19 protein-coding genes and 1 tRNA gene are annotated in these 18,806 nt (G+C 72.0%); 9 read left to right on the top strand and 11 right to left on the bottom strand.

From position 1 onward, the window contains the following. Positions 1-62: 62 nt before the first annotated feature. Complete coding sequence (locus ACZ7G1_RS24185; protein WP_470875619.1) at positions 63-764, top strand: hypothetical protein; 702 nt, start codon at positions 63-65, stop codon at positions 762-764. Positions 765-770: 6 nt separating this feature from the next. On the opposite strand, the gene ACZ7G1_RS24180 is transcribed toward ACZ7G1_RS24185, so the two are convergent. Then, a complete protein-coding gene (locus tag ACZ7G1_RS24180; protein ID WP_470875621.1) occupies positions 771-1,682 on the bottom strand; it encodes an MBL fold metallo-hydrolase in 912 nt (303 codons plus the stop codon). A gap of 151 nt (positions 1,683-1,833) precedes the next feature. Here ACZ7G1_RS24180 and ACZ7G1_RS24175 point away from each other — a divergent pair, with 151 nt between their 5' ends. After that, on the top strand, positions 1,834-2,763 hold the full coding sequence (locus ACZ7G1_RS24175; protein ID WP_470875622.1) for an NADP-dependent oxidoreductase: 930 nt from the start codon (positions 1,834-1,836) through the stop codon (positions 2,761-2,763). A gap of 28 nt (positions 2,764-2,791) precedes the next feature. Here the strand turns inward: ACZ7G1_RS24175 and ACZ7G1_RS24170 are convergent, their stop codons facing one another. The 6 genes from ACZ7G1_RS24170 to ACZ7G1_RS24145 form a co-directional block, all read right to left on the bottom strand. Further along, the gene (locus ACZ7G1_RS24170) at positions 2,792-4,174 is read right to left on the bottom strand and encodes an FAD-binding oxidoreductase (protein ID WP_470875624.1); all 1,383 of its coding nucleotides are present in this window, start codon (positions 4,172-4,174) and stop codon (positions 2,792-2,794) included. A 161-nt stretch (positions 4,175-4,335) separates the two neighbouring features. After that, positions 4,336-4,653, bottom strand: coding sequence for a DUF202 domain-containing protein (locus tag ACZ7G1_RS24165; protein WP_470875626.1), 318 nt, complete (start codon positions 4,651-4,653; stop codon positions 4,336-4,338). Then, complete coding sequence (locus tag ACZ7G1_RS24160) at positions 4,650-5,045, bottom strand: YidH family protein (protein WP_470875627.1); 396 nt, start codon at positions 5,043-5,045, stop codon at positions 4,650-4,652. The genes ACZ7G1_RS24165 and ACZ7G1_RS24160 overlap by 4 nt, the downstream gene beginning before the upstream one ends. 80 nt (positions 5,046-5,125) lie before the next feature. Beyond that, entirely contained in the window at positions 5,126-5,638 is a 513-nt protein-coding gene (locus ACZ7G1_RS24155; protein ID WP_470875628.1) for an NUDIX domain-containing protein, read from the bottom strand. Between the two features lie 37 nt (positions 5,639-5,675). Further along, positions 5,676-6,440 (bottom strand): glucose 1-dehydrogenase, encoded by a 765-nt coding sequence (locus ACZ7G1_RS24150; protein ID WP_470875629.1) that lies wholly within the window; start codon positions 6,438-6,440, stop codon positions 5,676-5,678. 21 nt (positions 6,441-6,461) lie between these two features. Continuing rightward, positions 6,462-7,091, bottom strand: a complete 630-nt coding sequence (locus tag ACZ7G1_RS24145; RefSeq protein ID WP_470875631.1) for a TetR/AcrR family transcriptional regulator — start codon at positions 7,089-7,091, stop codon at positions 6,462-6,464. Positions 7,092-7,196: 105 nt separating this feature from the next. On the opposite strand from ACZ7G1_RS24145, the gene ACZ7G1_RS24140 reads away from it, so the two are divergent. Continuing rightward, positions 7,197-8,852 (top strand): FAD-binding dehydrogenase, encoded by a 1,656-nt coding sequence (locus ACZ7G1_RS24140; protein ID WP_470875633.1) that lies wholly within the window; start codon positions 7,197-7,199, stop codon positions 8,850-8,852. A gap of 108 nt (positions 8,853-8,960) precedes the next feature. Further along, the gene (locus ACZ7G1_RS24135; protein ID WP_470875635.1) at positions 8,961-9,845 is read left to right on the top strand and encodes a TIGR03619 family F420-dependent LLM class oxidoreductase; all 885 of its coding nucleotides are present in this window, start codon (positions 8,961-8,963) and stop codon (positions 9,843-9,845) included. A gap of 63 nt (positions 9,846-9,908) precedes the next feature. On the opposite strand, the gene ACZ7G1_RS24130 is transcribed toward ACZ7G1_RS24135, so the two are convergent. Both ACZ7G1_RS24130 and ACZ7G1_RS24125 read right to left on the bottom strand, forming a co-directional pair. Next, positions 9,909-11,306 (bottom strand): GntP family permease, encoded by a 1,398-nt coding sequence (locus ACZ7G1_RS24130; protein WP_470875637.1) that lies wholly within the window; start codon positions 11,304-11,306, stop codon positions 9,909-9,911. Between the two features lie 57 nt (positions 11,307-11,363). Continuing rightward, a complete protein-coding gene (locus ACZ7G1_RS24125) occupies positions 11,364-11,891 on the bottom strand; it encodes a gluconokinase (protein ID WP_470875639.1) in 528 nt (175 codons plus the stop codon). 148 nt (positions 11,892-12,039) lie between these two features. Here ACZ7G1_RS24125 and ACZ7G1_RS24120 point away from each other — a divergent pair, with 148 nt between their 5' ends. The 4 genes from ACZ7G1_RS24120 to ACZ7G1_RS24105 all read left to right on the top strand — a co-directional run bounded on the left by ACZ7G1_RS24120 (position 12,040) and on the right by ACZ7G1_RS24105 (position 16,193). Then, a complete protein-coding gene (locus ACZ7G1_RS24120; protein ID WP_470875641.1) occupies positions 12,040-12,741 on the top strand; it encodes a FadR/GntR family transcriptional regulator in 702 nt (233 codons plus the stop codon). A gap of 155 nt (positions 12,742-12,896) precedes the next feature. Next, positions 12,897-14,357 carry an amino acid permease gene (locus tag ACZ7G1_RS24115; protein ID WP_470875643.1) on the top strand — a complete coding sequence of 487 codons (1,461 nt, stop codon included), beginning with the start codon at positions 12,897-12,899 and terminating at the stop codon, positions 14,355-14,357. Between the two features lie 121 nt (positions 14,358-14,478). Further along, complete coding sequence (locus ACZ7G1_RS24110) at positions 14,479-15,564, top strand: S-(hydroxymethyl)mycothiol dehydrogenase (protein WP_470875645.1); 1,086 nt, start codon at positions 14,479-14,481, stop codon at positions 15,562-15,564. Continuing rightward, the gene (locus ACZ7G1_RS24105; protein ID WP_470875647.1) at positions 15,564-16,193 is read left to right on the top strand and encodes an MBL fold metallo-hydrolase; all 630 of its coding nucleotides are present in this window, start codon (positions 15,564-15,566) and stop codon (positions 16,191-16,193) included. The genes ACZ7G1_RS24110 and ACZ7G1_RS24105 overlap by 1 nt, the downstream gene beginning before the upstream one ends. Here ACZ7G1_RS24105 and ACZ7G1_RS24100 read toward each other — a convergent pair. Both ACZ7G1_RS24100 and ACZ7G1_RS24095 read right to left on the bottom strand, forming a co-directional pair. Next, the gene (locus tag ACZ7G1_RS24100; RefSeq protein ID WP_470875649.1) at positions 16,177-17,103 is read right to left on the bottom strand and encodes a pseudouridine synthase; all 927 of its coding nucleotides are present in this window, start codon (positions 17,101-17,103) and stop codon (positions 16,177-16,179) included. The two genes, ACZ7G1_RS24105 and ACZ7G1_RS24100, sit on opposite strands and share 17 nt — an antisense overlap. A 52-nt stretch (positions 17,104-17,155) precedes the next feature. Beyond that, positions 17,156-17,243: transfer RNA gene (locus ACZ7G1_RS24095), tRNA-Leu, on the bottom strand. A gap of 212 nt (positions 17,244-17,455) precedes the next feature. Here ACZ7G1_RS24095 and ACZ7G1_RS24090 point away from each other — a divergent pair. Next, positions 17,456-18,781, top strand: a complete 1,326-nt coding sequence (locus tag ACZ7G1_RS24090; RefSeq protein ID WP_470875651.1) for a M20/M25/M40 family metallo-hydrolase — start codon at positions 17,456-17,458, stop codon at positions 18,779-18,781. The last annotated feature ends 25 nt before the right edge of the window (positions 18,782-18,806 follow it).

Genomic DNA, 18,806 nt, shown 5'->3' with positions numbered 1-18,806 from the left:
TAGCTTGGGCGGACCGTGCCCGCCCACCTGCGATGTGCGGCCGATCCGACGAGGAGTCACCTTTGAGCATCACCCACGCCCGGAGGTGTGACGCCGGGCTCCTGGCCATGACCCTTCTGCTGGCCGTCGCGTTCTTCCTGGCACCGCCACTGTTCTTCCCCGGCCCGTTCGACGACTTCCCGCGCGCCTTTACCGCGTACTGGTCCTCGGGCGGCGGCCGGGGCTTCCCGGCCGACCTCCAGCACCTTGTCGACCAACAGTTCGGCTATCACCTGGTACGGGCGGTGATAGCTCTGCCGCTGCTCGTGGTGCTGGTGGCACTGGCCGTCCGGCTCCGGCGGTTCCGACTGCCGCTCGCGGTGCTCGCGCTCGCGGCGGCGGCACTGATGATCTTGAACGTCCAGGGGTTCGTGTCGCCGTTCGGCACGCTGCTGCCGCGTCTGGCGTCCCACCCCGCCAACGCCGAACTGACCGCTGACCTGGCCCAGGCCCGGAACCAGCTCGCACACGGCCCGATCTCGCCCGCGCTGCAGGTGATGCTCGACGAGTACGTGCGATGGCACCTGGTGAAGGGCGTGCTGTCCGGGCTCATGGCAGCCGTCCTCATCGGCCTGTCCGTGGTGGCCTGGCGCCGGGGGCGGCGGTGGTACAGCCTGCTGCCGACAGTCCCGGCCCTGGGTGCGCTGGTGGTCGTGGTGGCCAATGCGACCACCGTGGCGAACCCCGACCCGGGGTTCTTGCTGCTCCTCCAGGGCAGTTGGTGAGCCGCTTCAGGCGTGGCAGGCCACCGGCATTCCGCCGTTCATGGCGGCCATGTCGGCGAAGACGGTGACGGGGTCGAGGGGGGACCCCTCGGGGAGCCCGGAGAGTTCGGCGTAGGCGCGGTGGAGGTTGGCGACGAGCCGCTCGCTCTCGCGCCAGGCGGCGAACTCGCCGAGCGAGGCGCCGCGCGCGGTCTCCAGCGGGGTGGCGCCCTTGGCGTGACCCGAGGCGGCGAGGTCCTGGACGAAGAGGAGGTAGCGCTCGGTGGCGTCGTAGACGGTGGGGTCGGTGACGCGGCCGTGGCCGGGGACGACGGTGGGGGCGTCGAGGGAGCGGAGGAGGGCGAGGGCGCGGAGCGAGCCGGTGAGGGAGCCCATGGGGAGGAAGGGGGTGCCGCCGTGGAAGACGAGGTCGCCGGTGAAGACGATGCCCTGGGCGGGGAGGTGGACGAGGGAGTCGCCGGTGGTGTGGGCGGCGCCGGGGTGGATGACCCGGACCTCGATGTCGCCGACGTGGAGGGTGATCCGCTCGCGGTAGGTGAGGGACGGCGGGTGGATGTCGACGTGGCCGAAGTCGGTCTGGGGCCAGATGAGATGGAGCTGGTGGCCGGCGGCGAGCTGTTCGGCCCGGCAGTTCTCGTGGCCGATGACGCGGGCCTCGGGACGGAAGACGCCGTTGCCGTAGGTGTGGTCGCCGTGGTGGTGGGTGGTGACGATGGTGGACGGCAGGGGCAGCCCCTCGGCGAGGACGGCTTCGCGGAGGAGGCGGGCCCGGCGTTCGGTGGCGGCGGTGTCGACGAGGAGGGACTCGCGGGCGTCGCCGAGGAAGCCGGCGTTGTTGAGGCACCAGCCGCCGTCGGGCTGGACGAAGGCGTGGACGCCGGGTGCGAGCGGGACGACGTACGGATCGGTGGCAGACAAGGGATTCCCCCGGTTGAGAGCCCGACTGGACAGGGGGAAGAGTGCCAGCGGCCCCGGCCCCCGGGGAAGTCGGAACGGACCGCTCCGCCGATGCCCCGCACACGGTGTCCCCGAGTTGCGGCGGCCCGGGGCCCCGCCCAGGGTCGGAGGTATGAAGGCGATCAGCTACAGCCGGTACGGCGGTCCCGAGGTGCTCGAGTACGGCGAGCGGCCCGATCCGAAGGTCGGTCCTGACGGGGTCCTGGTGAAGGTGCGGGCGGCCGCGGTCAACCCGGTCGACTGGAAAGCCCAGGCGGGATACCTCGACGGGCTGATGGACGCGGTCTTCCCGGTCGTCCCCGGCTGGGACGTGTCCGGCGTCGTCGAGCGGACCGGCCTGTACGTCCCGGAGTTCGCCGAGGGCGACGAGGTGATGGGGTACGTCCGCGAGGACCTCCTGTCCCGGGGCACCTTCGCCGAGTACGTCGCCGCCCCGGTCCGCACCCTGGCCCGCAAACCGCGCACGGTCGGCTTCGAGGAGGCCGCCGCGCTGCCGCTGGTCGGCCTCACCGCCTACCAGGCGCTGCACCGGGCCCTGCTGGCCGGTCCGGGGGACACGGTCCTGGTGCACGCGGCGGCCGGGGGAGTGGGCTCGATGGCCGTGCAGATCGCCCGGCACATCGGCTGCCGGGTCATCGGCGCGGCACGGGAGGCGGGCCTCGAACAGGTCGCGGCGCTCGGCGCCGAACCCGTCCGCTACGACGAGGCGACCTTCGCCGAGCAGGTCCGCGCCCTCGCCCCGCTGGGTCTCGACGCCGTCCTCGACACCATCGGGGGACCGTTCCTCAAGCTCTCCGCGGGCCTGCTCGCGCCGGGCGGCCGGCTCTCCTCGATCGCCGACGGCGAGGTGCTCGGCCTCGGCGGCAGCTACTTCTGGGTGCGCCCGGACCCCGCCGACCTCGCGGTCCTCGCCGACCTCGTCGACGAGGGCGTCCTGACCGTGCGGGTGGCCAGGACCTTCCCGCTGGAGCGCGCGGCGGACGCCCAGCGCGCCAACGCCGAGGGCGGCCTCAACGGCAAGGTCGTGGTCACCGTTCCCTGAGCCGGCGGCCTGAGCCGGCGGGCGGACCTCACCCGCTCGGCGGGATGTTCTGGTTCCGCGCGAAGACGTTCCCGGGGTCGTACCGGTCCTTGAGCGCGACCAGGCGCGCGTACTTCTCCGGGCCGTACGAGGTGCGCAGCCGGTTGCCCTCGTCGCTCAGGATGAAGTTGGGCACGGAGGTCCCGGTGGTCCAGGGCCGCAGCGCGTCGTGCAGGCCGCGGGCCCAGTCGATGTGGTGCTGCCGGCCCTCGTCGCCCCACCAGACGGCCAGGCAGAAGTAGACCCACTTCGTCGGGGGGACGGTGAGGGCCATGGCGTCCCCGTCGACGCGGTCCATCGCGCCGCCCAGCGGGCAGAAGATGAGCTGGGTCATCGGCGAAGTGATCGACTCGGCCTGGGCGATGGCGGTGTCGATCGCCTCGTCCGGCAGCTCGGGCAGGTAGTCGATCTTGAAGTACTCGCTGACGCCGGTCGGGGTGGCGTCGTCCAGCATCCGTTGCACGGCGGTGTACGGCATGGGCTGGACCATCCGGACCCAGGGGTCGCCCCATTCGACGAGCGGCCGCAGGATCTCCTCGCCCCGCGCGGGGTCGCCGACGTAGGCGACGATGACTCCGCAGGCGGGCTCGCCCCGGGCCTCCTCCGGTACGAAGTCCTCCGGCGGCGCGGTCAGGAGGGCGAAGGCACCGGTGACCTCGTCGGGGGCCTGGTCCAGGAAGTCGCGGTAGAACCGGGCGAGCGGACCGGCGGCCGAGCGCGGGTGCAGGATCATGCCGGCGTACAGGAGCGGCCCGACGGGGTGGAGCCGGAAGCCGAACTCGGTGACGACGCCGAAGTTGCCGCCGCCGCCCCGGAGGCCCCAGAAGAGCTCGGGGTTCTCCTCCTGGTCGGCGTGGACGTACCGCCCGTCGGCGGTCACCAGGCGTGCCGAGGTCAGGTTCCAGGCGGACGGGCCGTACATCCGCTCCAGCCAGCCGGAGCCGCTGCCGAGGGTCAGACCGGCGACCCCGGTGTCCGAGACCCGGCCGCCGGTCACGGCGAGGCCGAACTCCTCGGTCGCCGCGTCCAGTTCGCCCCAGGTGAGCCCGGCGCCGAACCGGCCGGTACGGGCTTCCGCGTCGATCTCGACGTCCTTCATGGGGCTGGTGTCGACGACGAGGCCGCCCTCGCAGGACGCGAAGCCGGCGGTGGCGTGCCCGCCGCCCCGCACCGCGACCCCGAGGCTGTGATCGCGGGCGTACGCGAGCGCGGCGCGTACGTCCTCGGCGCCCGTGCAGCGCGCGATCAGGGCCGGATGCTGGTCGAGGTCCCGGTTGAAGCACCGGCGGACGGTGTCGTAGTCCGGGTCGGCGGGCCCGACGAGCTGGCCCTGGAAGCCCGGGATGCGGTCGGTCGGTCTGGTGGTGGTCATGGTCGTGGTCCCTGGCGAGCCGTCGACGACGGCGACCGTACGACCACGGGCCACGGACACAGCCCGGCTCGGCCCACACGGCCGCCTGCTGTACGCCGTCAGTATGCGACCGGACCCACCGGTAGGCGATTCGGTCCCGCCGCACGGCCTCGGCGGCCGCCTCACCAGATCAGCGCCGCCCCGAACACCGCGAGCGCGATCGTGCACACCGTCGCGAGCAGCGCGCCGCGCGGGGAGAGCGGCAGCGGCCTGGCCGAGCCGAGGGAGCGGATCCGGCGGTGGGACACGGCAAGGAAGCCGACCCAGACGAGGGCCGACAGGGCCATTCCGGTCAGCTCGCGCGCCCCGGCCTCGTCGCTGACGGTCAGCTTCACGGCGAGCACCGCGACGACCGTGCAGGAGAGGGTCGTACGGCGCCAGGCGAGCCGGGTCCGCTCCGGCTGGAGCCCGGGGTCCCGGGCCTCGCCGGCCGAGGTCACCGTCCGGCCCAGCCGAAGACGACGAGGACCACCATGGCGAGCGCGACCCCGGCCACCGCGAGGCTCAGGACGGCCGGGAAGCGGGAGCCGGGAAGGTCCTCGCCGCGCCGCATGGCCCGCTCGCAGCGTACCCAGTGGTTCACCGCGCGCAGCGCGCACAGCACGCCCGCGGCGAGCAGGGCGAGGGCGAGCCCGACGCGGACGCCCCAGCGCAGGTCGGGCAGGAACTGGTCGACGGCGAAACCGCCGCCGACGAGCGCGAGCGCGGTCCGGATCCAGGCGAGGAAGGTCCGCTCGTTGGCGAGGGAGAAGCGGTAGTCGGGGGTCTCGCCCTCGTCCCGGACACGCTGCGGAGCGAACCAAAGCCGCAGGTTCTGCACGAAATCGCTCACACGTGCACCCTATCGGCCGGGTGTTCCCCCCGCCCGGCCGCCCCTGTGGGGGGGGCCTGCCGATCGGGCCGGGATCGCCCTCAGCGGCCGCGCGCCCGCAGCTCCTCGTACGCGGCGAGTCCGTCAGGCACCCACTCCCAGCCGCCGAGCCGTTCGCGGACCTCGTCGTCGGTCAGGAAGCCGTGCCAGGCGACCTCCTCGACCTGCGGGTCGACCGGCAGCTCGCAGCGGACGTCGTAGACGGCGGACCACCACTTGCCGGCCACGCCGCCGGAGTCGTACAGGAACTTCAGCACCGGTTCGGGGCGGGGCAGCCCGGTGACGCCCAGTTCCTCCTCGGCCTCGCGGAGCGCGGCCTCGTCGTAGGACTCGCCGGCGCCGACGACCCCGCCGACGAACATGTCGTACAGGGAGGGGAAGACCAGCTTCGTCGGCGTCCTGCGGTGCACGAACATCCGGCCCTCGGCGTCCCGGACGCGGATGAAGACGCAGCGATGGATCAGGCCCCGCGCGTACACCTCACCGCGCGGGGCCTGTCCGACCACCCGGTCCTGCTCGTCGACGACGTCGAGAATCTCCTCAGCGGCACTCATGCCGTCATTCAAACAGCCGGGCCGAGCGGCGGGACGGTCACTGCCCCATGACGTACTTGACGGTCGGGCCGGTGGTCCAGCCGCCGTCGACGGCCAGCTCGGCGCCGGTGACGTACGAGGCGGAGTCGGAGAGCAGGAAGACGACCGCGCCCGCGATCTCGTCGGCCTCGCCGACCCGGCCCATGGGCGTGTTCGGGTACTTGCCCTCGCCGCGCTCGATGCCGACGGAGGCGGTCATCGGGGTGTAGGTCATGCCCGGGTGGACGGAGTTGACGCGGATCTTCGACGTGCCGAGCTCGACCGCGCCGATCTTCGTCAGACCGCGCACGCCCCACTTGGAGGCGCCGTAGCCGGCGGTGAGGGCGAGGCCCATCAGGCCGGCGGCCGAGGAGATGTTGACGATGGAGCCGCCGCCGGCCTCCTTCATGGCCGGGATGGCGGCCTTCATGCCGATGAAGACACCGGTCAGGTTGATGTCGAGGACCTTGCGGAAGTGCTCGACGGACTCGGTCTCCAGGAACGCGCCGGTGGAGATGCCCGCGTTGTTCACCAGGCCGTGCAGGGCGCCGAACTCCGACACCGCGTACGCGACGGCCGCCGCCCACTCCTCCTCGGACGTCACGTCGTGGTGGAAGAAGCGGGCCCGCTCGCCGAGCGCCTCGGCGGTCGCCTTGCCGTCCTCGTCCAGGACGTCGGTGACGACGACGTTGGCGCCGGCGGCCACGGCCTGGCGGGCGGCCTCGGCGCCGAGGCCCCGGGCGCCGCCGGTGATGAGCACGGTCTTGCCGGTGAGGTCGTTCATGAAAGGTCCCTTCGGGGTGTTTCAGACGCTCCGGGGCTGTGCGGCCCGGAGAAGCGCGGTGGTCGTCTCGACCAGGTCGGCGAGGAAGAGCGCCTCGCCGGTGAGCGGCTCGACGCCCTCCAGGTACTGCCGGGCGCGGTCCGCCATCGCCGCGCCGACCACGGTCAGCGCCAGGTCGAGGCGCTCCAGGAGCAGCGGTTCGGGGAGTCCGTCGGCGGCGAGCCGGCCGGCGATCCGCTCGATCAGGCGCCAGTAGACGGTTCCGGCGAGCGTGGGGTGGGGGGTGCGGGTGCGGACCCCGCTCTCGTGGCTGAGCTGCGCGGAGATCCGCAGGCAGCGCCGTCCCCGGTCGCCGGTCAGCTCGCTGGCCTCGGCGGTGACGAGGGCGGCGACCAGCTCGTGAAGGTCGTCGCCGGCCCGCTCGTAGAGGGGTGCGAGGACCTGTTCCGTACGGGCCTGGCGGCCGGCCATGACCGCGTCGAGGAGTCCGGCGCGCGAACCGAAGTGGTACTGCACGGCCGAGGGGTTCGCCTGTCCCGCGAGGGCCACGACGTCCCGCAGCTGTGCGCCGTCGACGCCCTGGGCGGCGAAGAGTTCCTCGGCCGCTCGGATCAGTTTGTCCCGGGTCTCGGGCCCTGACGTCCTTGCCATACGACCATACTAATGCTCGACATTAGAAAACGGGAGAGGGCTCCGCGCCAGGCCGCCGAGGCGAAACGGTTGACTCGATACATCCGTGTATCCAAGATGCGGTCCATGTCCTACGACGCTGATGTGATCGTGATCGGGGCCGGCCTCGCCGGTCTCGTCGCCACCGCCGAGCTGGTCGACGCCGGCCGCACCGTGATCCTCCTCGACCAGGAGCCCGAGCAGTCCCTCGGCGGCCAGGCTCACTGGTCCTTCGGCGGGCTCTTCCTCGTCGACTCGCCCGAGCAGCGCCGGATGCGCGTCAAGGACAGCCGGGAGCTGGCCCTCCAGGACTGGTACGGCACCGCCGGCTTCGACCGCGCCGAGGACCACTGGCCGAGGAAGTGGGCGGAGGCGTACGTCGACTTCGCCGCCGGCGAGAAGCGTTCCTGGCTCCACGCGCGCGGGGTGCGCTTCTTCCCCGTGGTCGGCTGGGCCGAGCGCGGCGGCTACGACGCCAACGGCCACGGCAACTCCGTACCCCGCTTCCACATCACCTGGGGCACCGGCCCCGGCATCGTCGCCCCCTTCGAGCGGCGGGTCCGCGAAGGCGCCGCCCGCGGCCTGGTCGACCTCCGCTTCCGGCACCGCGTCACCGCCCTCGGCCGCACCGGCGGAGCCGTCGACACCGTCAGCGGCGAGATCCTGGCACCCTCCACCGCCGAGCGGGGCACCGCGAGCGGCCGCGAGGCCACCGGCGCCTTCGAGCTGCGCGCCCAGGCCGTGATCGTCACCTCCGGCGGCATCGGCGGCAACCACGACCTCGTCCGCGCCCAGTGGCCCGCCCGGCTCGGCACCCCGCCCGCGAAGCTGCTCTCCGGCGTCCCCGCCCACGTCGACGGCCTGATGCTCGGCATCGCCGAGAAGGCCGGCGCCCACCACATCAACCGCGACCGGATGTGGCACTACACCGAGGGCATCGAGAACTGGAACCCCATCTGGGCCCGGCACGGCATCCGCATCCTCCCCGGCCCCTCCAGCCTCTGGCTCGACGCGACCGGCAAGCGGCTGCCCGTCCCGCTCTTCCCCGGCTTCGACACCCTGGGCACCCTCGAACACATCATGCGGACCGGCCACGACCACACCTGGTTCGTCCTCGACAAGCGGATCATCGGCAAGGAGTTCGCCCTCTCCGGCTCCGAACAGAACCCCGACCTCACCGGCAAGTCCGTCCGCGACGTCCTCGGCCGCGCCCGCGCCGACGTGCCCGCGCCCGTCCGGGCGTTCATGGACAAGGGCGTCGACTTCGTGGTCGAGAACGACCTCTCCGCCCTGGTCCGCGGCATGAACGCGCTCACCGGAGAACCGCTGATCGACGAGGCCGCCCTGCGCCGCGAGATCACCGCCCGCGACCGCGAGATCGCCAACCCCTTCACCAAGGACCTCCAGGTCACCGCGATCCGGGGCGCCCGCAAGTACCTCGGCGACAAGCTCATCCGCACCGCGGCCCCGCACCGCATCCTCGACCCCAAGGCCGGCCCGCTCATCGCCGTACGGCTCAACATCCTCACCCGCAAGTCCCTCGGCGGCCTGCAGACCGACCTCGACTCCCGCGTCCTGACGGCCACCGGCGAGCCCCTGGAGGGCGTGTACGCGGCGGGCGAGGCCGCCGGATTCGGCGGCGGCGGCGTCCACGGCTACCGCTCCCTCGAAGGCACCTTCCTCGGCGGCTGCATCTTCTCGGGCCGCGCCGCGGGCCGCGCGGCCGCCCGCGCGGTGGGCTGACGGTCCCCGCGGAACCCGGCGGCGCTCCCTCCGGAACCCGGCGTGTGGCAGGGCTCACACGCCGGGCTGTTCGTGTCGCGGGCCGCCCCGCCGCCCAGGATGGGCCCCATGGAGATAGGCATCGCACTGCCGCAGTACGGCACCCACGCCCGCGCCGACCTCATCGCGGGTTTCGCGCGGGACGCCGAGGACGCCGGGTTCGACTCGTTCTGGGTCGGCGACCGGGCCCTGACCCCGGTCGCGCCCAGCGACCTCTATCCGGGGCACACCCCGGAGAACCCGTACCCCCACCAGTACAAGACCTTCCTCGACCCGCAGATCGTGCTCACCGTCGCCGCGGCCGCGACCTCCCGCGCCCGGCTCGGCATGAGCACCCTCAACGGCCCCTGGTACCCGCCGGCCCTGCTCGCCCGCTCGCTCACCTCGCTCGACCAGGTCAGCGGCGGACGCCTCGACGTCGGGCTCGGCATCGGCTGGCTGCGCGACGAGTACACCGCGGCCGGAGCCGACTTCGGCCGGCGCGGCGCCCTCCTCGACGAGCTGCTCGACGTCCTGCACGGCTGGTGGACCCAGGAGGAGTTCGGCCACCAGGGGCCGCACTGGACGATCCCCGCGTCGTACGTGGGCCTGCGCCCCGTCCAGCCCGCAGGACCGCCCGTCTACCTCGGCGGCTTCAGCCCGGCCGCGCTGCGCCGGGTCGGCCGCCGGGCCACCGGCTGGGTCGGCGCCGTCCTGCCGCCCGCTGCTGCCCAGGGTCTGTGGGACGTGGCCCGGCGCGCGGCCGACGAGGCGGGCCGCGACCCGGAGGCGCTGCGCCGGCAGATCCGCTTCAACGCCACCCCCGGCGCCACGGCCGACTCGATCGCCGCCGTGCTCTCCGGCGTCCGCGACACCGGTGCCGAGGGCTGCTTCGTCGACCTCCAGCAGTCCGTCGACTCGCCCGGCGAGGCCCTGGAGCTCGGCACCAAGGTCCTGGGCCTGCTGCGGGGCTGAACACCACGGAACACGACGGAGGGGCCCCGGATTCCGGGGCCCCTCCGTCGCGTAGGAGAACGGCTACAGCACCAGCGACAGCAGCAGCACGAACACGATGCCGACGACCGAGATGATCGTCTCCATCACCGACCAGGTCTTGATGGTCTGGCCGACGTTCATGCCGAAGTACTCCTTCACCAGCCAGAACCCGGCGTCGTTGACGTGGCTGAAGAAGAGCGAACCGGCACCGATCGCGAGGACGAGCAGCGACACCTCACCGGTCGACATGCCCTCGGCGAGCGGGGCCACCAGGCCGGCGGCCGAGATCGTCGCCACGGTCGCCGAGCCGGTCGCGAGCCGGATCGCGACCGCGATCAGCCAGGCGAGCAGCAGGGCCGGGATCGACCAGTCCTTCGAGAAGTCGAGGATCATCTGGCCGACGCCGATGTCGATCAGGGTCTGCTTGAAGCCGCCGCCCGCGCCGACGATCAGCAGGATGCCGGCGATCGGGGCGAGGGACTTCTCGACGGTCGAGGTCAGCCGCTCCTTGGTGAAGCCGGCTGCGCGGCCCAGCGTGAACATGCCGACTATGACGGCCGCGAGCAGGGCGATCAGCGGGGAGCCGATGACGTCGGTGACCTTCTGCACGCCGTTCTCGGGGTCGTCGATCACGATGTCGACGAGCGCCTTGACCAGCATCAGGACGACGGGGAGCAGGATGGTCGCGACGGTGGCGCCGAAGCCGGGACGCTTCTCCAGGTCCTCGGAGGGGCGCACCGGGATCATCTTCTCCGGGGCCTGGATGTCGACCCAGCGGGCGGCGTACTTCGAGAACACCGGTCCGGCGATGATCACCGTCGGGATGGCGACGACCAGGCCGAGCGCCAGGGTGACGCCCAGGTTGGCGCCGACCGCGTCGATCGCCACGAGCGGGCCGGGGTGCGGCGGGATCAGGCCGTGCATCACGGACAGGCCGGCCAGCGCCGGGATACCGATCCGCATCAGCGAGTAGTTGCCGCGCTTGGCCACCATGAGCACCACCGGGATCAGCAGCACGATGCCGACCTCGAAGAACAGCGGCAGGCCGATCACGGAGGCGATCAGGACCATCGCCCACGGCATGGCCTTCTTGCCGGTCTTCGCCAGGATCGTGTCGACGATCTGGTCGGCGCCGCCCGAGTCGGCGAGCAGCTTGCCGAGGATCGCGCCGAGCGCGATCAGCACGCCCACGCCGGCCACGGTGTTGCCGAGTCCGGTGCTGAACGACTTGATGGTGGCGGCGAGCGGGGCGCCCGCGAACGCGCCGAGCGCCAGCGACCCGATGGTCAGCGCCAGGAACGCGTGCAGCTTGAACTTGGTGATGAGCAGGACGATGACGGCGATGCCGGCGAGCACGGCGATCCCGAGCTGGGCGTTGCCCGCCGAGGTGATCGGCTCGGCGGCGTCCGCTGCCAGGATCTCGACACTGAGACTGGTCACGGTGGTGTCCTTCGTACGGGCAGGAGCGGGGGGACGGGGGCGGGGGACGGAGCGGTGTCAGCCGGCGAGACCGCGCAGCGCGGCGACGGCCCGGCCGGCGATGTCCTCGGGGGTGCCGGAGACGTCGACGGCGACGCCGGCCTCGTCGTCCTGCAGCGGCTGCAGGGTGGCGAACTGGGAGTCGAGCAGCGCGGTGGGCATGAAGTGCCCCTTGCGCGCGGCCATCCGCCGCTCGATGAGCTCCCGGTCCCCGGTCAGATGGAGGAAGACGACGCCGGGGGCCGCGGCGCGCAGCCGGTCCCGGTAGCTCCGCTTCAGCGCGGAGCTGCTCACCACGCCGCCGAGCCCGGCCCGTTCGTGCGCCCAGCCGCCGATGGCGTCGAGCCAGGGTTCGCGGTCGCGGTCGTCCAGGGGGGTTCCGGCCGACATCTTGGCCACGTTGGCCGCCGGGTGGAAGTCGTCGCCCTCCGCGTAGGGGAGGCCGAGGGCCTGGGCGACGAGCGGGCCGACCGTGGTCTTGCCGGTCCCGGCGACGCCCATCACGACGACTACCGGACGCGTCGCTGCCTGGGGGGTGGTGCTCATGGGTGGTGCCTCGCTGTCTTCTTCGACATCGATCCGTCGCGCTCATGAAACCCATTGAGTACGACGTATTCAAGAGTCTGTGACATAAAAGTCGTACTTTTAATTCCCGGGTGTGATCACCCGGACCCGCGCGCATAGGCTTGCGACCATGACGACACCGGCCCAGGGACTCCACTCGCACGTCCTCGCCACCCTGGGTCTCGCGATCACGGCGGGGGAGTACCCGCCCGGCACCGTGCTGCGCACCGACGAGCTCGCCCAGCGCTTCGACGTCTCCCGGACCGTGGTCCGCGAGGTCGTCCGCGTCCTGGAGTCCATGCACCTCGTCGAGTCCCGCCGCCGCGTCGGCGTGACCGTCCTCCCCACCGCCAGCTGGAACGTGTACGACCCCCAGGTCATCCGCTGGCGCCTGGCCGGAGCCGACCGGCCCCGCCAGCTCCGCTCGCTCACCGTGCTCCGCTCGGCCGTCGAACCCGTCGCCGCCGGCCTCGCCGCCGTGCACGCCACCCCCGACCAGTGCCGCGAGCTCACCGAGCAGGCCCTCGGCATGGTCGCCACCTCGCGCGGCCGGCGCCTGGAGGAGTACCTCGTCCACGACATCGCCTTCCACCGGGTCGTGCTCAACGCCTCGGGGAACGAGATGTTCGCCCGCCTCGGCGACGTCGTCGCCGAGGTCCTCACCGGCCGCACCCACCACCACGTGATGTTCGAGGACCCCGACCCGGCCGCCGTCACCCTCCACGTCCAGGTCGCCGAGGCCGTACGGGAGCGGGACGCGGCCCGCGCCGAGGAGCTCACCCGGCAGATCGCCGTCGGCGCCCTGCAGGAACTGGACGTATTGGCTCCGTAAGCTCTGAACTAGCTCAAATATGGGCGTTCAGTGACATGCGCCACAGTCATCCGCCACGCGTGCCGTGAGGATGTGCGCTGGCCGTGCCGGGGAGACCCCCCACCGGGCGCGGCCGGGCAACGCACCGTTCCCCCCTCACGAAGGCGAACAACTCCATGACTGACCGCGTCACCGCGGCCGAGCCGCTGTCCGCCGCACCGGCGAACACGGCCGCCGCCCCCCACGTCGACGCAGGCGACGCCGGATACCGCAAGGACCTCAAGTCCCGGCACATCAACATGATCGCCATCGGCGGCGCCATCGGCACCGGCCTCTTCCTCGGCGCCGGCGGCCGGATGTCCCAGGCCGGCCCCTCCCTCTTCATCGCCTACGCGGTCTGCGGCGTCTTCGCCTTCTTCGTGGTGCGCGCCCTCGGCGAGCTCGTCCTCTACCGCCCCTCCTCCGGCGCCTTCGTCTCCTACGCCCGTGAGTTCATGGGCGAGAAGGGCGCCTACACGGCCGGCTGGCTCTACTTCCTCAACTGGTCGACCACCGCCGTCGCCGACATCACCGCGGCCGCCACCTACGCCCACTTCTGGTCGATGTTCAGCGACGTCCCCCAGTGGGTCCTCGCCCTCGTCGCCCTCGCGGTCGTCCTCGCCGCCAACCTCATCTCCGTGAAGTACTTCGGCGAGATGGAGTTCTGGTTCGCGATCATCAAGGTCGCCGCCCTGGTCGTCTTCATGCTCGTCGGCATCTTCCTCGTCGTCACCTCGCACGACGTCGGCGGCCACACCCCCGGCCTCGCCAACATCACCGACAACGGCGGCATCTTCCCCAACGGCGTGATGCCGATGCTCCTCCTCATCCAGGGCGTCGTCTTCGCCTACGCCTCCGTCGAGCTCTGCGGCGTCGCCGCCGGCGAGACCGAGAACCCCGAGAAGATCATGCCCAAGGCGATCAACTCGATCATGTGGCGCGTGGGCCTCTTCTACGTCGGCTCGGTCATCCTGCTCGCCGTCCTCCTGCCGTACACCGCCTACTCCGGCGACCAGAGCCCCTTCGTCACCGTCTTCGACAAGCTGGGCATCCCCGGCGCCGCCGGCGTGATGAACCTCGTCGTCCTCACCGCCGCCCTCTCCAGCCTCAACTCGGGCCTGTACTCCACCGGCCGCATCCTGCGCTCCATGTCGCTGGCCGGCTCCGCGCCCAAGTTCACCGGCGTCATGAACAAGGGTGGCGTCCCCTACGGCGGCATCCTGCTCACCGCGGGCTTCGGCGTCCTCGGCGTCGCCCTCAACTACGTCATGCCCGGCGAGGCCTTCGAGCTCGTCCTCAACTTCGCCTCCATCGGCATCATCGGCACCTGGGCCATGATCATGGTCTGCTCGCTGCTCTTCTGGCGCAGCGCCCAGCAGGGCAAGCTCACCCGCCCCGGCTACAACCTGCCCTGGGCGCCGTACACCCAGATCGTCACCCTGGGCTTCCTCGCCTCCGTCCTCGTCCTGATGTGGATGGACGGCGGTGTCGGCCGCACCACCGTCGCCTGCCTGCCGCTCATCGCGGCCGCGCTCGTCGCCGGCTGGTTCCTGGTCCGCCGCCGGGTCCGGACGACCGCCGCGGCGCACCAGGACTGACCTCCCCCCACGGGAACGGCGGGACCCCCGCGGGCACGGCCTGCGGGGGTCTCGCCTTTTGTCAGGAGATAGTGGTACGCAAGAGCCTTACAAGATCCGGTCGGAGGAAGGGAAGTTCGCGATGCCGCAGCACGTCCAGGGGGTCATCGCCCCCGGCAGGAACGAACCGGTACGGGTCGAGACCATCGTGATCCCCGACCCCGGGCCCGGTGAGGCCGTCGTGAAGATCCAGGCCTGCGGCGTCTGCCACACCGATCTCCACTACAAGCAGGGCGCCATCAACGACGAGTTCCCCTTCCTGCTCGGCCACGAGGCCGCCGGAATCGTCGAGTCGGTCGGCGAGGGCGTCACCGACGTCACCCCCGGCGACTTCGTCATCCTCAACTGGCGCGCCGTGTGCGGCACCTGCCGCGCCTGCCTGCGCGGCCGCCCCTGGTACTGCTTCGCCACCCACAACGCGAATCAGAGGATGACCCTCCTCGACGGCACGGAACTCTCCCCGGCCCTCGGCATCGGCGCCTTCGCCGAGAAGACCCTCGTCGCCGCCGGCCAGTGCACCAAGGTCGACCCCGCCGTCGCCCCCGAGGTCGCCGGCCTCCTCGGCTGCGGCGTCATGGCCGGCATCGGCGCCGCCATCAACACCGGGAACGTCGGCCGCGGCGACACCGTCGCCGTCATCGGCTGCGGCGGCGTCGGCGACGCGGCCGTCGTCGGCTCCCGCCTCGCCGGAGCCGCGAAGATCATCGCCGTCGACATCGACGACCGGAAGCTGGAGACGGCGAAGGGCATGGGAGCCACCCACACCGTCAACTCCCGCTCCACCGACGCCGTCGAGGCCATCCGCGAGCTCACCGGCGGCTTCGGCGCCGACGTCGTCATCGAGGCCGTCGGCCGCCCGGAGACGTACCAGCAGGCCTTCTACGCCCGCGACCTCGCCGGCACCGTCGTCCTCGTCGGCGTCCCCACCCCCGACATGAAGCTCGAACTGCCCCTCCTCGACGTCTTCGGCCGCGGTGGCTCCCTCAAGTCCTCCTGGTACGGCGACTGTCTGCCCTCCCGTGACTTCCCGATGCTGATCGACCTGCACCAGCAGGGCCGCATCGACCTCGCCGCCTTCGTCACCGAGACCATCGGCCTCGGCGATGTCGAGAAGGCCTTCGCCCGCATGCACGAGGGCGACGTCCTCCGCTCGGTGGTGGTGCTGTGATGAGCGCCCGCATCGACCACCTCGTCACCTCCGGCACCTTCAGCCTCGACGGCGGCACCTGGGACGTCGACAACAACGTCTGGATCGTCGGCGACGACACCGAGGCCGTCGTCATCGACGCCGCCCACGACGCCGACGCCATCCTCGCCGCCCTCGACGGCCGCGCCCTGCGCGCCATCATCTGCACCCACGCCCACAACGACCACGTCGACGCCGCCCCGGCGCTCGCCGCGGCCACCGGCGCCCGCATCCTGCTCCACCCCGCCGACCAGCCGCTCTGGAAGCAGACCCACCCCGACCACACCCCCGACGGCGACCTCGCCGACGGCCAGGTCCTCACCATCGCCGGCACCGACCTCACGGTCCTCCACACCCCCGGCCACGCCCCCGGAGCCGTCTGCCTGTACGCCCCGGAGCTCGGCACGGTCTTCACCGGCGACACCCTCTTCCAGGGCGGCCCCGGCGCCACCGGCCGGTCCTTCTCCGACTTCCCGACGATCGTCGACTCGATCCGCGAGAAGCTCCTCACGCTGCCCCCGGAGACCGTCGTCCGCACCGGCCACGGCGACCCGACCACCATCGGCGCCGAGGCCCCGCACCTGGAGGAATGGATCAAGCGAGGGCACTGAGAGCCAACCGGCTCTCGAACCGCAGCTCCTCGCCCGTGAACGGGTCGGCGAACTCCAGCGTCCGCGCCAGCAGTTGCAGCGGCCGCGCGAAGTCCTCCGGCCCGTCCTCACGCACCACCGGGTACACCGGATCGTGCAGGATCGGCAGCCCGAGGGCGTTCATGTGGACCCGCAGCTGATGCGTCCGCCCGGTCACCGGCACCAGCCGGTACCGCCCGAACCCGCCCCCGTGCTCCACCAGCCCGATCCGGCTCTCCGCGTTCGGCTCGCCCGCCACCTCCCGGGCGGCCATCACCCCGCGCTCCTTCTCGATACGGCTCCGCACGGTCACCGGAAGCTCCACGCCGGGGTCGTACGCGGCCACCGCCTCGTACTCCTTGCGGACGAGCCGGTCCCGGAACAGCGTCTGGTACGCCCCCCGGTCCTCCTCCCGCACCACGAACAGCACCAGGCCCGCCGTGAGCCGGTCGAGCCGGTGCGCGGGCTGCAGCCGGGGCAGGCCCAGCTCCCTGCGCAGCCGCGCGAGCGCGGTCTCCGTCACGTGCCGCCCACGGGGCATCGTCGCCAGGAAGTGCGGCTTGTCCGCGACCACGATCCGCTCGTCCCGGTACACCACCCCGACCGGGAACGGCACCGGACGCTCCTCGGGGAACTCGCGATGAAACCAGACGTACCGCCCCACCGCGTACGGCTCCTCGCCGCTCACCGGCCCGTCCACGCCCACGAAGAGGCCGTCCCGCAGCATCTCCTCGACCCGCGCGGCCCCGATCGCCCCCGCGTACCGGTCGACCAGATGCTCCCGCACGGTCCGCCACAGGCCCTCGGGATCCTCCGGCAGGCGCACCCGCACGGGATCGATCCCGTCCCGCTGGGGGAGCGGGGAAGAAGGGGCCTTGGCTCTGCGACGCACCGGTTCCTACCGCCGTAACGAGAAAGGCCCCACATGATGTGGGGCCTTTCGCTGGTGTCCGAGGGGGGACTTGAACCCCCACGCCCGATAAAGGGCACTAGCACCTCAAGCTAGCGCGTCTGCCATTCCGCCACCCGGACTAGGTGTTTTTCTGTCTTCCGGGCCGCTCGGCCCTTCCGACGAACAGAACAATAGCAGGGTTCTGAGGTGGTCGATCACCACACCCTCCGGGCCCCTGTCATGTGACAGCCGCATGTCGGCCGACGGGCGCCCTTGGGGCGCGAGGGGATCACGCGCGAGGATGGGGGCGACCGCAAGGAAGCACGTGGGGCACGTAGTGGGAGGAAGCAGCGTGAGCGAGTCGAAGACGGCCCAGGGCGTCAGGGGCGAGGACGAGGTCGTCGACCTCTGTCGCGATCTCATCCGCATCGACACCAGCAACTACGGCGACCACTCCGGCCCGGGCGAGCGGGCGGCGGCCGAGTACGTCGCCGAGAAGCTCGCGGAGGTCGGACTCGAGCCGAAGATCATCGAGTCGCACAAGGGGCGGGCCTCCACCGTCGCCCGCATCGAGGGCGAGGACCCGTCCAAGCCGGCCCTGCTCATCCACGGCCACACCGACGTCGTCCCGGCCAACGCCGAGGACTGGACCCACCACCCCTTCTCCGGCGAGGTCGCCGACGGCTGCGTGTGGGGCCGCGGCGCCGTCGACATGAAGGACATGGACGCGATGACCCTCGCGGTCGTACGGGACCGGCTGCGCAGCGGCCGCAAGCCCCCGCGCGACATCGTCCTCGCCTTCCTCGCCGACGAGGAGGCCGGCGGCACCTACGGCGCCCGCCACCTCGTCGACAAGCACCGGGACCTCTTCGACGGCGTCACCGAGGCGATCGGCGAGGTCGGCGGTTTCTCCTTCACCGTCAACGAGAACCTGCGCCTCTACCTGGTCGAGACGGCGCAGAAGGGCATGCACTGGATGCGCCTCACCGTCGAGGGCACCGCGGGCCACGGCTCGATGACCAACAGCGACAACGCCATCACGGAGCTCTGCGAGGCCGTGGGCCGCCTCGGCCGCCACCAGTGGCCGGTGAGGGTCACCAAGACCGTCCGGTCCTTCCTGGACGAGCTCTCGGACGCCCTGGGCACCCCGCTCGACCCCGAGGACATGGACGGCACCCTCGCCAAGCTGGGCGGCATCGCCAAGATGGTCGGCGCCACCCTGCGGAACTCGGCCGCCCCGACCATGCTCGGCGCCGGCTACAAGGTGAACGTGATCCCCGGCCAGGCCACGGCCCACGTCGACGGCCGTTTCCTGCCCGGTTACGAGCAGGAGTTCCTCGCCGACCTCGACCGCATCCTCGGCCCGCGCGTCAAGCGCGAGGACGTGCACGGCGACAAGGCCCTGGAGACCAGCTTCGACGGCGCCCTGGTCGACGCCATGCAGCTGGCCCTGCGCGCCGAGGACCCGATCGCCCGCGCCGTGCCCTACATGCTCTCCGGCGGCACCGACGCCAAGTCCTTCGACGACCTCGGCATCCGCTGCTTCGGCTTCGCCCCGCTCCAGCTGCCGCCGGAGCTCGACTTCGCCGGCATGTTCCACGGCGTCGACGAGCGGGTGCCGGTCGACGGCCTGAAGTTCGGCGTCCGTGTCCTCGACCGCTTCATCGACGCCTGCTGAGACCCCCGAATTCGTCCGTGCGTTT

Source organism: Streptomyces sp. NPDC037273, assembly GCF_055603625.1.
The sequence above is the reverse complement of the archived record's forward strand: the minus strand, read 5'-3'. Positions and strand labels throughout refer to the sequence as shown.